This is a genomic window from Mesorhizobium tianshanense (genome assembly GCF_007830515.1).
GTDB lineage: Bacteria > Pseudomonadota > Alphaproteobacteria > Rhizobiales > Rhizobiaceae > Mesorhizobium > Mesorhizobium tianshanense.
This window is the reverse complement of sequence record NZ_VLKT01000034.1, coordinates 1-14,775: the sequence shown is the minus strand read 5'-3', so window position 1 is coordinate 14,775 and position 14,775 is coordinate 1. Positions and strand designations below refer to the sequence as shown.

The 14,775-nt window shown below is 61.0% G+C and carries 17 protein-coding genes; 8 read left to right on the top strand and 9 right to left on the bottom strand.

All coding sequences use genetic code 11. From position 1 onward, the window contains the following. Positions 1-44 precede the first annotated feature (44 nt). Positions 45-230 carry a helix-turn-helix domain-containing protein gene (locus tag IQ26_RS24430; RefSeq protein WP_145720929.1) on the bottom strand — a complete coding sequence of 62 codons (186 nt, stop codon included), beginning with the start codon at positions 228-230 and terminating at the stop codon, positions 45-47. Between the two features lie 293 nt (positions 231-523). Between IQ26_RS24430 and IQ26_RS24425 the strand changes: the two genes are divergently transcribed. Further along, positions 524-1,108, top strand: coding sequence for a hypothetical protein (locus tag IQ26_RS24425; RefSeq protein WP_208760205.1), 585 nt, complete (start codon positions 524-526; stop codon positions 1,106-1,108). 752 nt (positions 1,109-1,860) lie between these two features. Here the strand turns inward: IQ26_RS24425 and IQ26_RS24420 are convergent. The 3 genes from IQ26_RS24420 to IQ26_RS39795 form a co-directional block, all read right to left on the bottom strand. After that, positions 1,861-2,130: a hypothetical protein gene (locus tag IQ26_RS24420; RefSeq protein WP_145720870.1), complete on the bottom strand. Its 270-nt coding sequence runs from the start codon at positions 2,128-2,130 to the stop codon at positions 1,861-1,863. 341 nt (positions 2,131-2,471) lie between these two features. After that, positions 2,472-2,714 (bottom strand): hypothetical protein, encoded by a 243-nt coding sequence (locus IQ26_RS24415; protein ID WP_145720869.1) that lies wholly within the window; start codon positions 2,712-2,714, stop codon positions 2,472-2,474. Positions 2,715-3,091: 377 nt separating this feature from the next. Next, positions 3,092-3,259: a Thivi_2564 family membrane protein gene (locus IQ26_RS39795; protein ID WP_126043591.1), complete on the bottom strand. Its 168-nt coding sequence runs from the start codon at positions 3,257-3,259 to the stop codon at positions 3,092-3,094. Between the two features lie 208 nt (positions 3,260-3,467). Between IQ26_RS39795 and IQ26_RS39980 the strand changes: the two genes are divergently transcribed. Further along, positions 3,468-3,848, top strand: coding sequence for a hypothetical protein (locus tag IQ26_RS39980; RefSeq protein ID WP_208760204.1), 381 nt, complete (start codon positions 3,468-3,470; stop codon positions 3,846-3,848). A 330-nt stretch (positions 3,849-4,178) separates the two neighbouring features. On the opposite strand, the gene IQ26_RS24400 is transcribed toward IQ26_RS39980, so the two are convergent. Together IQ26_RS24400 and IQ26_RS24395 are read right to left on the bottom strand one after the other, a co-directional pair. Further along, complete coding sequence (locus IQ26_RS24400; protein WP_145720868.1) at positions 4,179-5,084, bottom strand: proline iminopeptidase-family hydrolase; 906 nt, start codon at positions 5,082-5,084, stop codon at positions 4,179-4,181. 96 nt (positions 5,085-5,180) lie between these two features. After that, positions 5,181-5,948 carry a LuxR family transcriptional regulator gene (locus IQ26_RS24395; protein ID WP_145720867.1) on the bottom strand — a complete coding sequence of 256 codons (768 nt, stop codon included), beginning with the start codon at positions 5,946-5,948 and terminating at the stop codon, positions 5,181-5,183. 122 nt (positions 5,949-6,070) lie between these two features. On the opposite strand from IQ26_RS24395, the gene IQ26_RS24390 reads away from it, so the two are divergent. The 6 genes from IQ26_RS24390 (at position 6,071) to IQ26_RS24365 (ending at position 12,873) form a co-directional block, all read left to right on the top strand. Then, the gene (locus IQ26_RS24390; protein WP_145720866.1) at positions 6,071-6,970 is read left to right on the top strand and encodes a proline iminopeptidase-family hydrolase; all 900 of its coding nucleotides are present in this window, start codon (positions 6,071-6,073) and stop codon (positions 6,968-6,970) included. A 42-nt stretch (positions 6,971-7,012) separates the two neighbouring features. Then, on the top strand, positions 7,013-7,951 hold the full coding sequence (locus IQ26_RS24385) for an ABC transporter permease (protein ID WP_145720865.1): 939 nt from the start codon (positions 7,013-7,015) through the stop codon (positions 7,949-7,951). Then, positions 7,948-8,799, top strand: coding sequence for an ABC transporter permease (locus IQ26_RS24380; protein ID WP_407660309.1), 852 nt, complete (start codon positions 7,948-7,950; stop codon positions 8,797-8,799). Before IQ26_RS24385 ends, IQ26_RS24380 begins: the two co-directional genes overlap by 4 nt. Then, a complete protein-coding gene (locus tag IQ26_RS24375) occupies positions 8,796-10,514 on the top strand; it encodes a dipeptide ABC transporter ATP-binding protein (protein ID WP_145720864.1) in 1,719 nt (572 codons plus the stop codon). The genes IQ26_RS24380 and IQ26_RS24375 overlap by 4 nt, the downstream gene beginning before the upstream one ends. A 20-nt stretch (positions 10,515-10,534) precedes the next feature. Then, positions 10,535-12,049 carry an ABC transporter substrate-binding protein gene (locus tag IQ26_RS24370; protein WP_145720863.1) on the top strand — a complete coding sequence of 505 codons (1,515 nt, stop codon included), beginning with the start codon at positions 10,535-10,537 and terminating at the stop codon, positions 12,047-12,049. A 347-nt stretch (positions 12,050-12,396) separates the two neighbouring features. Further along, positions 12,397-12,873, top strand: coding sequence for a hypothetical protein (locus tag IQ26_RS24365; protein WP_145720862.1), 477 nt, complete (start codon positions 12,397-12,399; stop codon positions 12,871-12,873). Here IQ26_RS24365 and IQ26_RS24360 read toward each other — a convergent pair. From IQ26_RS24360 to IQ26_RS24350, 3 genes are all read right to left on the bottom strand, one after another. Beyond that, positions 12,857-13,591, bottom strand: coding sequence for a hypothetical protein (locus IQ26_RS24360; protein ID WP_240547210.1), 735 nt, complete (start codon positions 13,589-13,591; stop codon positions 12,857-12,859). The genes IQ26_RS24365 and IQ26_RS24360 overlap by 17 nt on opposite strands. Beyond that, complete coding sequence (locus IQ26_RS40535) at positions 13,507-13,692, bottom strand: hypothetical protein (RefSeq protein WP_240547209.1); 186 nt, start codon at positions 13,690-13,692, stop codon at positions 13,507-13,509. Before IQ26_RS40535 ends, IQ26_RS24360 begins: the two co-directional genes overlap by 85 nt. A gap of 782 nt (positions 13,693-14,474) precedes the next feature. Further along, positions 14,475-14,775, bottom strand: a 301-nt coding sequence (locus IQ26_RS24350; RefSeq protein WP_145720860.1) for an IS66 family transposase, incomplete at its 5' end; no start/stop codon positions are given.

Genomic DNA, 14,775 nt, shown 5'->3' with positions numbered 1-14,775 from the left:
TCCTGCTGTCCGCAACGATAGCGAAGCCTACTGGCAGGCGGTTGTCAGATCCGGGTTCTTAGACGGATACCGTTCTCGGACAAGAACTCGATTCCGGCCCTCTCAAGCGTATGTCTTATACTTATGAGGTTGTTGGCGATTGGAATGCGCGCCCCACGCTCAAAATCCGCAATCGTCTGTCGAGCCACATTGGCGGCTCTAGATAATTCGGCTTGGCTCCACCCAAGCATTGCCCGAGCGCCGCGACACTGCTCTATCGTTAGCGCATTTTCCATGCTACAATCCGATTGACGTCAATCAATTTGTATGATGAGATTCCCTAAACGGCCGAGCTGAGCGCTGACACGCTTAGCCCGACCTAACCACAACCAAGCTGTTAGGAGCTCGGATCGTGATTGATTCCGACAATACCACAACTCTGCCTCTCGTCACCCGCAGGCGAGTGCTTGTGGGAACAATGGCGGCTACCACAGCGTGGCCCCTAGAAGGCAATGAGTTGGCTGGCGATGCAGGAAGGGCGAATGTGCCTTCCGACCCTGCGCTGGTGCTTTGGCGGGAATGGGAGACAGCTCACAAGCTGACCGAGCGGCTTTGCCTCAGGCAGCAGCGCCTGAAAACGAGGCTGGTCGAGAGCGTCGGCTTTCCCTATTGGACCGTCTGCCAGCCCGAGAGTGAGGAGGTGACCGTTCACTCGATCGAGGCGCTCAATGAAGTGCTCGGCAAAGGGCCGGATATGGCGGCACTCCGCGAGACGGGCGAAGCCCAATTCGCAGCGCATCAGGCACGCTGGGATGCGGCTGCCGGGGAGGGCGGCTATACAGCCGCGCTCAGGGCCGAGCGCGAGGCCCGCGACCGTGCCGAGGATCTGCTGGAAGCATTCTCGACGACGCCTGCCACGACTCTCGCCGGTGTGGCGGGCAAGCTTGATGCCGTGTTGCGCGAGGGCGAGGCCTGGGAGGGATGCTCCGAGTTTCCCTGGCCGCAAGTCCGCTCGGCGCTCAGCGATCTGATGCGCATCGCCGAGCAGATGATGCCGGAACAGGTCTTTCACGGCGAGCAGCGTCCCCAGGTCCGCAGGCGGCGGGCTGGCTGCTGTTTCCGCGCCTGAAAGGCGAAAAAGGAGGCGAGATATGAAGACCCATCCAACCCAACGTCCGGTTTCAGCGGAAGAACCCTCGACTAGCGGCGAAGCGTCTGCCTCTCGTCATCCTTCAACCACCAGGGAGTTGGCACCGGACGCACTTGCGGCATCTCACCATTCGGCGGCGAGCGATCCCGATCTGCTGGACGCCTTCAACCGCGACGCCGCCCTGGAGAAGTGCACCGTGCCTGAAGTTGCAGAGGCAGCGAAAGCCATTTGGGGAAAGACAGCCGCGACCACAATCGCCTGGCACGCCTTCTCGGCGCATTGCGACGGGCGGACACAGGAGTTCCGATTCTGGTTTCGGGTATTCACCCATCTTCGAGCGGGTTCGCCTGATGCCGAAGCGGAAGCAGCGTCCGGGCAGGCTCTTCCAGACTCGTCTCGGTAGAAGGGGAATCATGTCCGACAAACCCGGCTGGCTGCTTGTCGAGAGGAAGCCGAACCGAAGCCAACCTGGCAAGGCCAGAGCCGCTTCGCGATGGCGCGTGCCGCGCCAGCCGCACCGATCACAGAAGATGCTGGCGAACGGGACTGCCCTCAATTCGTGGATCGCGGACGGCGCCTCGCCAAGACCGTTTCATCGGAACACGACGATCCCTCGTGGGTGGCCAAGCGCAAGGCAGCGGGAAGCGCAGAAGCGGAAAGCCGCCTAATCAAGGGAACTTTGCTCCTCATACCGAGCCGTCGGGTGCTGAGATCAGAGCGATCCCGCCAGGTTAATCCCGCCCGATCAGGACGCTCGCTTCCTGCACTTCTGCGACTTGTGGCGTCACGGGTGCAGAATTAATGACGTAGGTGTTCGAGGTCGGGTCGCTAGTAGATCGGATGATGATACCGTCGTCTCTTAATCGGGTAAACGTTGCCCTTGCGATACGCATTGGCTTGCCGGTGGCATCTGCGGCGGTGACCTTGTTCGACCAGGGAACGTGAGTGATGGTGTCAACGCGTGTGAGAAAGCGCTTTTCCTTCTCAGTCAACTCGATCACGCCCGTTCCTCCGTATCATTTGGCAGCGTTTGGTTGGCCGGTAACGCCGATGATGCGACTCCGTTCCAAGGACCCACGACACCAAACCATGGTGGGGAGCTAGCGGGTCCGCCGGGCATGCTTATCCGCTGAAGCAGCCACGAGGGCGAAGAAATCAGCATTTGCTCGCCAGGCACTTCTTCACCTCATTGAAGCGCCCCGATTAGGATCGCCGCCCGGTTGAATGCCAGGCATCCTCACCCGAGGCAGCGTGGCGCCAGGATATTTCCAGTCCAAGGAACTGGCCGCCTCTGCCTATCAAGAGGCAGCGCCTGCGCGGCTATCAGAACGGACGGACGACACTATTTGGACTCACGGAGCCAACCGACGATCTTGCGTGCTTCTCCCTCAGCCTCGTCGAGCCGCGCAAAATATCCAGATGGGATATGGTTGGTGCGTCCCCGTTCGGGGTCCGGGTGACCGAGGTCTGGATCTGGAGGAATGATTTTCTGTGCTCTCCACTGAAAAAGACCATTCTCGTTTTCATAAAAGACGACGCGTAGTTTGCCGTCTGCGGACGAAAGGACCTTGGGTGTTTGTTTCATTTATTGCCCACAGAATCCTTTGAAAAATAATCATCCCAGAGTTCAACAAACAAACCTGCACGTGGTGGCAATAGACCAGAAGGTGGTTGCAAGCGTGGTGCGCCGAATAAAGCATCAGCGGTGCGGCAGGCGAGGGTAGAGGCATCGGGCGCGACCCCACTCGACTCCATGCCTGAAGGTCATGTGTGATGCGAAGGCCGACCCAGGCAGGCGTGACGAAAGCGGCAGCTCCCTATGTCCATCCAAAACTGGCTGGCCGCGATGGCGGACCGATCCAGACCATCGACCTCACAAAGCTGAGCGGTGCTGGTCATGAAGGATTTGCGGCCGATCCCGCCGGCTGGAATGCCGGTGGCTTACGTCGCTTTCGTGGTGGCTTAAAACACCGCGAGGTATTTCAGCAGTGAAATGATGCCGATGATGATCACGATAACCCGGGCGATCTGGCGGGTACGACCGTCAAGCGGCAATCGGTTTACGAGATACAACACCAGAATGATGACAAGGAAGGTGATCAGAATACCGATCAAAGGTGTGCTGGCCATTGCCCCTCACTGAAATGAAAATGCAGAAATAAGCCAGCAACACCGCGTTGCGTGGCAAGTTCCCCATGCTCAAGCGCCTATCACCTCGCGAACGATTCGAACAGCCTGTCTCCACTTACGAGCGGATGCTTCGTGCTGCCTGGATCGAGGCGATCGACGACATTCAGTCCAACATAGTCCTCCGCCGGGTTGTGGAGCGCTTGTGGCAATGAACCTCGACGAGTCGGCTTTCCGACCGCTGGATGAGGCAATCCGGCAGGCGTTCAATGGCGGCGGCGTTGCCACCGTCGAGCAAATGCCGGCGCTTCGCTCCCCGAGCGGATTTCAGATCGTGGTAGGCTGGGATGCCCGCAATGTGGCCGCAGAGGCTTGGCTGCGCGACCACTCGTCAACCCTGATCCGCAATATAGTTGCCGACCAGCAGGAGAGCATTCGCGCTGCCCTTTCCGAGGGCCTCGCCAAGGCAGCGATCCGACAAAGGCCGCATTGGAGGTGGTCGGCGGGTCAACAGGATGACTGGCCGCAGGGAAGGCGGGGTGATCGGGCTCACCACGGTTCAAAGCGACTATGTTGCCCGAGCCCGCTATGAACTGCTGTCCGGCGAGCCCGACCGATTGAGGGCCTATCTGAATAGGCGGCGACGCGACAAACGGTTCGATCGCACAATCACAGCTGCGATCCGAGATGGTAAACCAATCCCTACCAAGCTAGTGGCGAGGATCGTTGACCGGTGGGTGCGCTGCTGGGACTATCCGTTCCCGAAATTTGGCTCTCCTCGAGGCATGCGCCTAAGAACATGCACAGGCTAGGGCGCCCCGTGGCGTCTGTTCTTGGGTCTCTGCAAGAGAGCCATCGCATGCATGTCCCTCTCCATCTGTCATTATTCTACCGCTCATCGCCTTCGCTTCGATCGTGACCATTACTCTTCAATCTCACACAGGAACCCCGACACCACAGCCATGCAGCGGTCCTTCTCCTCAATATGCGGCATGTGGCTGGAGTTTTCGAACACCACCGCACGGCAACCAGGCACGCGCTCGACATAGGGCCGGACAACTTCCGCCGTTGCCTCGTCGAACCTGCCGGAGATCAGCAGGGTCGGCGCGTCGATGAGCGGCAGGCGATCCTCGATCGTCCAGTCCTTCAGCGTTCCGATCACATGGAATTCCGTCGGACCGTTCATGTTGCGATAGACCGTATTATCCTCGTCCATGATCGCGAAAGTACGCGCCACTTCAGGCGGCCATGGCACGACACGGCAGACATGGCGATCATAGAAGACGCGCGACGCGGCGATGTAGGCGGGGTCGGTGATAGTGCCGGCGTCTTCATGCCGCTGCAGCGTTTCCTGCACGTTCTGCGGCAGGCCACGACGCAACCGGTTTGCCTCGGCAACCCAGGTTCGCATACTGGCCGGCGAATTGGCAATCACCAGCGCCTTCAGGCCCGGCGGTCGGCGCACCGCATGCTCGGCCCCGAGCATGCCTCCCCAGGATTGGCCCAGCAGTGCGTAGCGCTCGCTGATGCCAAGATGGTGAAGCAGGTTGCCGAGTTCGTCGAGGAACAGAGACACCGTCCAGAAGTCGGCGCCCTTTTCCGGCAGCCGAGTGGAATTGCCGTTGCCGACCTGGTCGTAGTGAACGACCGCGCGGCCGTCGAGGGTGGCGATGTCCTTGAAAGAATCGACATAATCGTGAGTGCAGCCCGGTCCCCCATGCACGACCACGAGCGGCAGCCTGGACGAGTCCAACTGGCCGGTGACACGATACCAGGTGCGATAAGCGCCGAACGGTGCATGGGCTTCTACCGTTTCCAATGCGGTCACCTGCGCCTCCTTCGCTGCGGGCCGATTTTAGCGCGGTTGCCAAACGCTCGGCAGCTATCACAACTGATAGGTCACATTGGGGAAGGGTAAGGCTGTTCAGTGCTCCAGCAGCCGGTAGTGCGAGGCCCTAACCACCGCTTGCGTGCGGTTCCTAGCGCCGAGCTTTTTCGCCGCGCTGTTAAGATGCAGCACCACCGTCGGTACGGCCCTGTTGATGATGCGCGCGATTTCCTTGGCTGAAAGTCCTTGCGCGGAATAACGCAGGCATTCGCGCTCTCGCTCGGTCAGTCGCGCCGCGCCCGCTGAGCGCATGGAGTCGTCGTCAAACAGCGAGAAGGCGGCTTCGTGAAAGACGTGCGCGAGCAGGCTGAAGTCCGCAATATGGCGCAACGCATCCTGTTCGTCGCCCGCTCGTCGGCCGAAGCGCACTGCCGTGACCGTCGCGTAGTCGCCGTGCGGCATGTGGATCGGCACTGTGACGCCGCTCAAAACTTCCCGCTCGCGCAGGTAGCGCGCGACCGGAGCTGTCTCCTCGGTCAGAAAGCACTTGATGCGGGTCTCGGCATCTACATCGTAGCTCCAGAAGAACGGAGCAGATGTGCGCGTCGCCAGGATCTGCACGGGGTCGATGCGGAAATAGCCGCGGACGCACCAGTAGTCGTGCATGTCCTCGGCCATGTTTCGTAGCTTGAGCAGCGATGGAATATTGAGGCTTCCGTCGAGGTCGAACGGCACCGGCGTGTAGTCGTAGACCAGGCCGTCGAAGCCGAGCTCCTTTGCCCTCTGATAAATCTCGTCGACCTGGCCTTCCAAGCTATCTTGGCTGTCGAAGCGCTGCCGCAACGGTGAGATTTCGTCGAGCATGCTCCGCTCCAACAATCCAGAACCGAACGAACCTATCACTTCTTATAGCTGTCGTAGACCCGCCATTCCGCTAAAATTTAATCATGCTCAAATATTGAGCAAATTCGCCAGGAGCACCCGGCATGTGGCGCGAGATGACGCCGGACGACCGCATTGAAGTGACCGTCGACGGTTTTCGCGTGGTCGCCTACAGCTTCGGCAGCGGAAGCGAAACCGTGTTTTGCCTGAACGGCGGGCCCGGCTTGCCGTGCGACTATCTGCGCGAGTCGCATTCGTGCCTGGTGGATCAGGGTTATCGCGTCGTGGCCTTCGATCAGCTCGGCACCGGCGCATCGGAAAGACCCGAGGACGCCACGCTATGGACGATCAGCCGCTATGTCGAGGAGACCGAAACCGTGCGCAAGGCGCTCGGCCTTGGCAGGGTTCATATGCTCGGCCACTCCTGGGGCGGCTGGTTGGCGATCGAATATGCGCTGAGCTATCACGACAATCTGCGCACGCTCATTCTCGAGGACACGGTCGCGGACATGCCGCATCTGATCGTCGAGCTGGAGCGGCTACGCGCCGCGCTCGGCTCTGAAACGGTGGCGATGATGCAGAAGCACGAGGCGCAGGGCACGTTTGACCATCCCGAATACGCTGCCGCCGTGACCATTCTCAATTACCGCCATGTCTGCCGGTTGCCCGACTGGCCGGCGCCGGTGCGGCGATCGCTCGACGATTGGAACATGGGTCCCTACGCCACCATGCAAGGTCCCAATGAATTTCTCTACGTCGGCAACCTGAAGGACTGGAACCGGGTGCCCGACCTGCCCAAGATCACCGTTCCGGTGCTGATCACGCATGGCGAATATGACGAACTGACGCCCGCCTGCGGCCTGCGCATGAAACAGGGCCTGCCCAATGCCGAGCTCAGGATCATCGCAAACGCCAGCCACATGCCTTTCTACGAGAACCCGGAGGTGTATTATCCTATTCTGACCGAATTCCTGTCGAGGCACAGGACCGGCCGATGTATCTGAAATCGCTGCCTCGCGACTTGCGCAGGAGAGCCTCGAGCAGCCATGCACCGGTATAGGTTCGTTCTCTACCGCCCCCTCCAATTCCTGCCGGTGCTGCTAGGCATCAGCATCATCACCTTCGTGCTCGTCCGCCTCATCCCCGGCGATCCTGCACGCGTCCTGCTCGGCTCACGCGCCACTCCGGCGGCCATCGCCAACATTCGCGCTCAATATGGCCTCGATGAGCCGCTTTGGGTGCAGTACTTCTACTTCATTGGCAATCTCGGCCAGGGCGAGATGGGCAAGTCGATCCTCTACAAGATCGACGTGCTGCGGCTGATCGCGACGCGGCTGGAACCGACTCTTGCGCTCGTGCTATCGAGCGTGGCGCAGTCGATCCTGATTGCCGTGCCGCTGGCGGCACTCGCGGCGCGGCACCGGACACGCCTCCCCGATCACGCCGTACGCATCGTCTCCACGCTCGGCATCGGCTTTCCGCCGTTCTGGCTGGCGTTGATGTTGATCATCCTGTTCAGCGTCAGGCTCGGCATCTTTCCCGTGTCTGGTTACGGCGGCAGCCTCACCGACAAACTCTACCATCTCGCTTTGCCCAGCCTAACGGTCGCCTTGTCGCTCTCTGCAGTCCTGACCCGCAGCCTTCGCGCGGCGATGGTACAGGCGCTCGAATCCGACGTCGCCACCGCGGCGCGAGCGCGCGGCATGCCGGAGAGTATCGTGTTCTGGCGTCATGTGCTGCCCAACTCGCTGGTGCCGACGGTCAATCTTCTCGCCGTGAACATCGGCTGGCTGATCGGCGGAACGGTGGTGGTCGAGAGCGTCTTCGCGCTGCCAGGCTTGGGGCAATTGCTGGTGCGCGCGATATTCTCGCGCGATTACATGGTCGTGCAGGGCGTCGCCATGGTGTTCGCCTGCGCGACGGTGCTGGTGAACTTCCTGGCCGACATCATCACGGTCGCCCTCGATCCGCGGGTGAAGCTGTGATCCGGCAATCGGCGCTCTCGTTTCCGTTGTCATGGCGCCGGCTGTTCGGCGGACGAGGCACGCTCGCCGCCGGAATGGCCGTGCTCGGCCTGTTCCTCGTGCTGGCGGTGTTTGCACCCTTCATCGCGCCGTACGACCCGATCTTCCAGGATGCCGCAGCGCGGCTGCATGCTCCCTCGCCGGCGCACCCGCTGGGCACCGACAATTTCGGCCGCGACATTCTTTCCCGCGTCATCTGGGGTGCGCGCATCGACCTGCAGATCGCGGTGATCGGCGTGGTATTCCCTTTCATCATAGGCACCACGTTGGGAACCATCGCCGGCTTCTTCGGCGGCATTGTCGATGTCATCTTCATGAGAGTGGTCGACGTCGTACTTGCCTTCCCATTCCTCGTCCTGATGTTGTCGATCATCGCCATTCTGGGCCCGGGCCTTGGCAGTTTCTATATCGCCATGGCGCTGGTGGGCTGGGTATCCTATGCTCGGCTCGTCCGCGCGCAGATCCTGGTGCTGAAGAACAGCGACTACGCCGTCGCCGCTATCAGCCTCGGCTTCAGCCGCAGCCGCGTCATGTTCCGCCATTTGCTGCCCAATGCGGCGGCAGGCTCGCTTGTCTTTGTCATGTCTGACGCGGTGCTGGTGCTGCTCAACGGCGCTGCAATCAGCTATCTCGGGCTTGGTGTGCAGCCGCCCCTCGCCGAATGGGGCGTCATGGTCGCTGACGGGCAATCATTCATCTCCACGGCCTGGTGGATCACTTTGTTCCCCGGCCTTTCCATCGTGCTGTTGGCATTCGGCTTCAGCCTGCTGGGCGACGCGTTGGCTGACCTGATGGGCGTGCATGAATGAGTGCGCCGCTGCTCTGCGTCCACGACCTCACCGTCGCCGTGCAGGATGGCGCAGGGCCTCGCGTTCTGCTCGACCGGATTTCGCTCGATCTCGGCGCTGGCGACGTGTTGGGCCTGGTTGGCGAGAGCGGTTCGGGCAAGAGTCTGTTGTGCCGTGCTTTGATTCGGCTGCTGCCGTCGCCGAAGCTCCGAATCACCGGCGGCGCCGTCTTTCTCGAAGGCCGCGATCTTGTCACTGCCGACGAGCGCGAAATGCTGAAAGTACGCGGCGGCGAGATCGGCATGATCTTCCAGAACCCGACCAGCCATCTCGATCCGGTTATGCGTGTCGGCGACCAGATCGCAGAAGGCATCCGCTACCACCAGGGCCTTAGCCAGCGCGCCGCCCGCGCTGCCGCCGTCGAGATCCTGGCGCAGGTCGGCTTTGCTGACCCAAATCGCCAGTACAATGGCTATCCGCACGAATTCTCCGGCGGCATGCGCCAGCGCGCGATGATCGGCGTCGCATTGTCTAGCAATCCGAAGATTCTGATCGCCGACGAACCGACCACCGCCCTCGACGTCACGATTCAGGCACAGATCCTGCGGCTGCTGCTCGACATTCGCGACCGGCGCGGCCTGACGGTCATCCTGATCAGCCACGACCTCGGCGTCGTGGCGCAAACCTGCGATCGCATCGCCGTGATGCGGAATGGCGAACTGGTGGAACAGGGCGACAAGCGCTCGCTGCTGGCTGCGCCGCAGCATCCCTACACCAAGGCGTTGATCGAAAGCCATCCGTCCATGCCCGGCGAAGGTGTGGCGACCGCAGCGATCGCGCAGCCCGCACCGGCGCTCAGGCCATTGCTGGAGATCGACGACCTGCACGTCCGCTTCCCCAGCGGCGCCGGCCTGTTCGCTGCCGGCCCGAAGACGATTTCGGCCGTCAAGGGCGTCAGCCTGCGCATCATGCCCGGAGAGACAGTCGGCATTGTCGGCGAATCCGGCAGCGGCAAGAGCACACTTGCCCGCGCGATTCTCGGCCTGGCGCCGCTATCGTCCGGCCACATCAGTTTCGATGGGGCCGATCTCGGCCAAAACCGTGCCAAGGCGCTGCAAAAACTGCGGAGCGAAGCCGCAATGGTGTTCCAGGATCCGTTCAACGCACTGAACCCGCGGCTGACCATAGGCGAAATGGTGGCCGAGGTGCTGCGCGTCCACGGCAAGGCAGTAGCGGACATACCGGCGCGCATAGGCGAGTTGCTCGACCTGGTCGGGTTGGAACGAGAATTCGCCGACCGCAAGCCGCGCAGCATGAGCGGCGGCCAGTGCCAGCGTGCCGGCATTGCACGGGCGCTCGCAGTCGAGCCGCGCATGATCATCGCCGACGAATGTGTGGCCGCTCTCGACGTTACCATCCAGGCTCAGATCATCGATCTGTTTCGTGCGCTGACGGCCAGGATGTCGCTGACGCTGCTGTTCATCGCGCACGATCTCGCGATCGTTCGCAATCTGTGCGAGCGGGTCGTGGTAATGTATCGCGGCGAGATCGTCGAGGAAGGGCGCTGCGCCGATGTCTTTGCGCGACCCCAGCATGCCTACACCGCTTCCTTGATCCGCGCGATCCCCGATATCGATCCGGATAAGCCCCTGCGCGCGGATCTCCTTTCGCCAAGTGTCGCCGAGACCGGATCGGGTCGCGTGTCCGATCAACCGTCAGCAGCATTCAACTGGTAGCAAAAAAGAAGGGAACACACATGTTGAAGAAATGGATGAAAATCGGCCTGGTCACCGTCATAACCAGCCTGTCCATCGGTGCCGGCCTCGCCGAAGCGGCGGGCGTGCTTACCATCGGTCGACGTGAGGACTCGACCACCTTCGACCCGATCAAGACGGCGCAGAACATCGACTTCTGGGTCTTCTCGAACGTCTATGACGTGCTTGTCCGCGTCGATAAGAGCGCCTCCAAGCTGGAGCCCGGCCTCGCCGAAAGCTGGACCGTTTCGGAGGACGGGCTAACCTACACGCTGAAGCTGCGCGAGGCGAAGTTTTCCGACGGATCGCCGCTCACGGCAGGCGATGCCGCTTTCAGCCTGTTGCGCATCCGCGACGACGAGGGCTCGCTGTGGAGCGATTCCTACAAGGTCATCGACACTGCCGTGGCGAGCGACGATCGCACTCTGGTGATCAAGCTGAAGACACCGTCGGCGCCTTTCCTGTCGACGCTGGCAATGCCTGGTGCATCCATCATCTCGCAAAAGGGTATGGAGACGCTCGGACCTGATACCTATGCTGAAAGCCCCGTCGCCTCCGGCGCGTTCACGGTCAAGGAATGGCGGCGCGGCGACCGCGTAATACTGGAAAAGAACCCGAACTTTTGGGAAGCCGACCGTGTCAAGCTCGATGGCGTCGAGTGGATCTCTGTGCCGGATGACAACACCCGCATGCTCAACGTGCAAGCCGGCCAGCTCGATGCCGCGATCTTCGTGCCGTTCTCGCGCGTCGCGGAGTTGAAGAAGGATTCGAACCTCGTCGTCCACATGGATCCGTCGACGCGCGAGGACCATCTGCTCATCAATCACGAAAAGGGCGCGCTGGCAAAGAAGGAAGTCCGCCAGGCGCTGGATATGGCAATCGACAAGCAGGCAATTGTCGACACCGTCACCTTCGGCTTGGGGGAGGTCGCCAATTCCTTCATCCCGAAGGGCGCACTGTATCACTACGCCGAAAATCTGCAGCGTCCATTTGATCCTGAAAAGGCCAAGCAGATGCTGGCCGACGCAGGCGCCTCCGACCTCGCGCTGAACTATGTGGTGCGTGCCGGCGACGAGATCGTCGAACAGACCGCTGTCCTTTTGCAGCAGCAGTTGGCCAAGGCAGGCATCACCGTCAACATCCAGAAAGTCGACCCCAGCCAGGAATGGGACATGCTGGTCGCTGGCGACTACGACGTTGGCGTCAACTACTGGACGAACGATATTCTCGATCCGGATCAGAAGACCACCTTCGTCGTCGGGCACGACACCAACATGAACTACATGACGCGCTACAAGAACGACAAGGTGAAGGACCTCGTCACGGCAGCCCGCATCGAGATGGATCCGGCGAAGCGCGAGGCGATGTATATCGACATCCAGAAGATGGCCAAGGACGACGTCCACTGGATCGACCTCTACTACAGCCCCTACATCAATGTTTCGCGCAGCAACATCGAGAACTTCGACCAGAACCCACTTGGCCGCTTCTTCCTCGAAGACACAGTCAAGAACTGACCCGAGCTGGCGTCGCTCACAACGGCGCCAGCAACGCATAGAATGTAGGGGGGCGGGCCAAGGCAGACATTCTAATCGGCATCCCTCTGATTATTCATCGGGTAGGAGCGGCCGCACCACTCCTTTGAATTCATCAGCGTTGCGGCGGCAGCCAGCGCCGCCGGGTCAATACCTCGTCCTCGCTCCAGAGCGGCGGGAGAAGGGCCACTCCGTGCTGCTCGTAGATGTCGTGGGTTCACCGAAGGATACTTTTGTCTCTTGAACGGCGAATGGCGGCACCCGAAACCCTTCAGCATTTTAGTCATTCGTAGCTATTTCGCTCTTGCACGAAAGCGGACATCGGCAGCGTGGAGTTGTTAGAAGCGTTTGCGCCAAATGCAGACGACGCGGTCCGTGAACGAGCTTCGCGCTACCGGGGCGGCGTCGCCGTTTTCGACCGCCTCAATCCGCGCCAGACTGCGCACATCATCGTCGATCTGCAGAACGGTTTCATGGACCACGGCCAAGTGGCAGAGGCGGCGATGGCCCGCACGATCGTACCCAATGTCAATCGCATCAGCGCCGCGCTGCGCGAAGCGGCGGAACTCCTCTGCCGCTGTCAACGAGGGCGATTCAGCCGCCGATTATTGGAGTTTTCACGCAAGCACTGCATTGCGCACATCATTGACCTATTCGAAGCGCTCGGGCCAGCCATTGCCCATGGCGGAATGTTTGCAGTTGGACAATCATGCCCAGCCGAACGGTCCCGGCGTTGCCGTTGCTTCGGAGCCGATATAGACCAACAGGCGCGATGGAACGCGGGCAGGTTCATTGCGAGCCGGTGAACCCGCACTGCTTCTGTTCCATATCGATCTGCTTCGTGATGCGGATGGCGTTCTGCGCATAGGCCTCCGTCACGGAGCCGCTATTCACGGTCTTACCCTTCAGCGGACTCACGGCTGCGCAGAGGTGGAAAACATGCTCCGTCTCGGACTTCGCGGCTCCGTTTTCCGGCGCGATCCAGTACACGACATCCTGACCAGCGGGGTGTGCCGCGTCCTTCGTCGCCGCAGCCACCGCGGCGGAGTCGGTGGCGATCTCCTGCGCCTGGGCGGCGACCTCGGGCGAACAGGCTGTGGTCGGCTGCCCCGCCTTAATCTGGGCCGCGCACGTGTTCATGTCCTGGGTGTACTGCTCGACCGATGGGGGTTGGAAGCTGACCCCGATCACTGTCGCGAGCACGGCCAGCACAGCACCGACGCCGCCGGCAACCTTCTTGCTCTGCGGATCCATGTTTTTGTCGGTGAAGATCAGGAGAATCAGGGGGAGGAAGGCAATCAGCGTGATGATCGCGCCGAGCTGGTTCTGGACGAAGAACCTGAACGTCTCGGATGCGCGGGCCGGATCATGCCTGTTGGCCGCCTTCCAAAGCAAGTTGCCGGCGATAGCGAAAATCGCGATCCCGACCAGAATGCCGATCAGCAGCGGCAGGTTTCCGTGGTCGAACTTGTGCTGGTAAACAAAACAATCCCGGCGATCTCGCCGCCAATGGCAACGATCCACGAGAGCGCGGCGAAAAGGCGGAGGCGCGTGGCTCCGGACTTCTGGCCCTGCGTTGCTTGCCAATCCTTGGTAACGTCTGTGGTCGGCTTGTTGTCGGTCATGACTAGCTCCCCCGGCATCGACACTTTTGCAGGGAGGCGTCAAATCGGAAGGCCAACCCGCCCGGCGCAGCGTCATTGAACGAACGTCTTCGTCGCCTGCCTTAGCGACCCGGCGAAAATGTGAGCGCCACGGCAGACCACATCCCCATCCATATTGTGCATGAGTGAATTCGTCCATACCCACGAGGGCAGACGCCGATGCGGCGATGGCTCCGTTCTTCTTCATTTCCGGGTCGAACTTGACGCTGCCTTCCCTCGCTTCCCTGGCGTTTCGGCAGAGGCCGCGATGGTCACAGGATCGGTCGAATGCAACATCGTGAGATCTAAACTGCGGCCGGATCGATGGTCTGAGGACCCATAAGCGGACCGCCCGTTTCTTCGGCCCAAAGCCAGTCACCCGGCAAGGCGTATCGGCGCGCGACAGCGCAAACCGTTCCGCCCGCCTCGCAACTTTCAGCTACGATCCGAGCGTTCTCCTCAGGCGGCCATTCTCGCCGGTGCCCGGACCCGGTGAATACCTTGAACCGGCGCACCGGCTCCTCGTAAGAAGGGCCACTTGCCTAGTGGATAAGGTCCGCCGCGTGCGATACGGACTGAGATACAAACTGTGATACAAATCGCTGCGGCGCCTTGGAAAAAAGCTGTAAAATCAATGCCGCAAGCCGTGCGGCGTTGCTTCTCGACCGCACCATAAGTATTAAACAATTTCAGGTCCTTACCTTTATAGCTTGTAACCGGGGCAAAAGCGGCGGCGTTTGGGCGCGTCGATCTGCTGTTGGGGTTCAGCGCGCGGCGAGGAGAACGGGAAGCGGTAGGATCTTGCTGCCAGGGATGCCGAGGCGGTCGCCGAGATAATCCCAGAAGCTGACACCGAGCTTGTTGCAGGTCTTCATCATGCTGAGCATGGTGTCGCGGGCGGCACGGCCCTGGTTGCTGTGGGTTCCGCCGCTGATCTTGCGCCGGGTCACCACGCTGCGGATATCGTTCTCCGAGCCATTGGTGTGGAGCGGAATGTCCGGGCGTTGGAGGATCTTCAGGAAGCTTTGGCGGTCGGTCCGGATGCGCGCGAGTAGACGGTCGAGG